We start from the raw sequence: 1,861 nt of genomic DNA on the forward strand, positions 1-1,861 counted from the left end.
GGTGGAAGGCCGTCGACTGCGTTGCCATCGTTTTCCTGGTCTCTTTGGTGGGGTTTCGTAAGGGGTGGTCAGGCGGAAGCCGCGGTTTCGAGCGCGACGGCGTTGACGCCGGCGGAGGCGACGGCGTGGTCGTCTTCGACGGTGCTGCCGCTGACACCGATGGCACCAACAATGGCGCCATCGATGGTCAGGGGCAGACCGCCCGGGAAGGTGATCAGGCCGCCGTTTGAGACCTCGATGTTGTACAGCGGTCCGCCCGGCTGGGACAGCGAGCCGATGTCGCCGGTCGGCATATCGAAGAACCTGGCGGTGCGGGCCTTTTTGATGGAGATGTCGATGCTGCCCAGCCATGCACCGTCCTGACGGGCGAACACCTTCAAGTTGCCGCCGGCATCCACGATGGCCACATTCATTTTCAGGCCGCGGTTGGTTGCGTCGGCCAGGGCCGCTGTCAGGACTCGTTCGGCTTGCCGGAGCGTGATGTCAGTCATTGATCTGGTGCTACTTTCTGTGGTGGTGGTGAAGGTCTGAACCCCGACGCCTAGGCGTGGGACGGTTCCGGGAGAGGGGTCGTTTGGGCGGCTTCAAATGCGGACAAGAGCCGTTTGGTGTCTGACATTTGGTCCTCCCAGATGGATCGGACGATGTCTATGCGGTCCTCGGAGTCCTGCAGCCCGGAGAGGTAGGCTCCGATGTTCGCTCCGCCGTCACCTGCCTGTTCGTGGAGGGCGATCATGGTGGCGACGACTTTGGCCTGCATGCCATACACGGGAATCTGAGGTCCGCGGGGTGCGATCATGCCGACGTAGTAGAGCTTCTCGAGGCCCTCGGGAATGATCCCTGCGCCGTAGCGGATGGGGGCGCCCTTGCGGCGGGGAACGAGTTCTTCGTTCAGGAAGGGGACGCTGGAGTAGAAGCCGGTGGCCCAGAGGATGGTGTCGTACTCTTTGGCGGTGCCGTTGGTGAAGTGGACCGTCTTGCCTTCGAACCGCTCGATGCCGGGGACGACCCCGACGCGGCCGTGCTGGATCCAGTAGGGGAGCAGGGTGTTGACCACGGTGCTGCCCTCGGCCAGGGTGCGGTGCTTGGGTTCGGGCATGCCGGGATAATCGCTCCATTCACCAATGGACACGCGGGCCAGGAGACGGCTGATGAGGTCCACCTCGTCGGGGGCGAACTGCTTCAGGAAGTCCAGTTCCTGGCGGGGTTTGCCGAAGTAGGCCTTGGGCTGGAAGTAGGTGCCTTCGCGGATCACGATGTCAGCTTCGAGCCGGTGCTGGGCCACGTCCACGGCGAGGTCGCAGCCAGAGTTCCCTGCCCCGACCACCAGGACCCGGGTGCCGTCGATGTCCTTGACATTGTTGTATTCGCTCGAATGGAGCTGCTTGCCGGTGAACTCCCCGGGGAAGGACGGGACCTTCTTGTCCCAGAGGTGGCCGTTGGCGACGATAACGCCGTCATAGGTCTCCGAGCCATGAGCGGTGGTGACGGTCCATCCCGCGGAGCCGACAAGCCCTTCTGTGGGGACCGGGGTGACGGAGAGGACTTCGGTGTTGAACTGGATGATCTCGTAAAGCCCGTGGTGACGGGCGTAGGACTCGATGTAGTCGCGGACCTGGTCCCGGCGCGGGAAGTGCGGGTAGTGCCCCGGCATCGGGAAGTCCTCGAAGTGCGTCATGTCCCGGGCGGTGATCAGGTGCAGAGCTTCGTAGTCGGTGTGCCAGTGGCCGCCGACCCGGCTGCTCTTCTCAAAGCAGTCGACGTCGTAGCCGGCCTGGCGCAGCTGCTGGAGTGCTGAGATGCCGGCAGCGCCAGCACCGATGACACAGTAACGGGTCATTAGGGTGTTCCGTTCACGTAG

General features: G+C 63.7%; 2 protein-coding genes. Both read right to left on the reverse strand.

What is annotated here, in order from left to right:
- Positions 1 to 68: 68 nt before the first annotated feature.
- The gene (locus PUN71_RS22965; RefSeq protein WP_277800295.1) at positions 69 to 491 is read right to left on the reverse strand and encodes a GlcG/HbpS family heme-binding protein; all 423 of its coding nucleotides are present in this window, start codon (positions 489 to 491) and stop codon (positions 69 to 71) included.
- Between the two features lie 50 nt (positions 492 to 541).
- Positions 542 to 1,861: flavin-containing monooxygenase (locus PUN71_RS22970; protein ID WP_277800296.1), on the reverse strand; the 1,320-nt coding region annotated here is incomplete at its 5' end.

It is taken from the genome of Arthrobacter sp. NQ7 (assembly GCF_029581595.2).
In the GTDB taxonomy this organism is placed as follows: domain Bacteria; phylum Actinomycetota; class Actinomycetes; order Actinomycetales; family Micrococcaceae; genus Arthrobacter; species Arthrobacter phenanthrenivorans_B.

What these genes read in the sequence shown, in the direction of transcription:
- PUN71_RS22965 (WP_277800295.1), bottom strand. Translation starts at nt 491, where the DNA reads ATGACTGACATCACGCTCCGGCAAGCCGAACGAGTCCTGACAGCGGCC.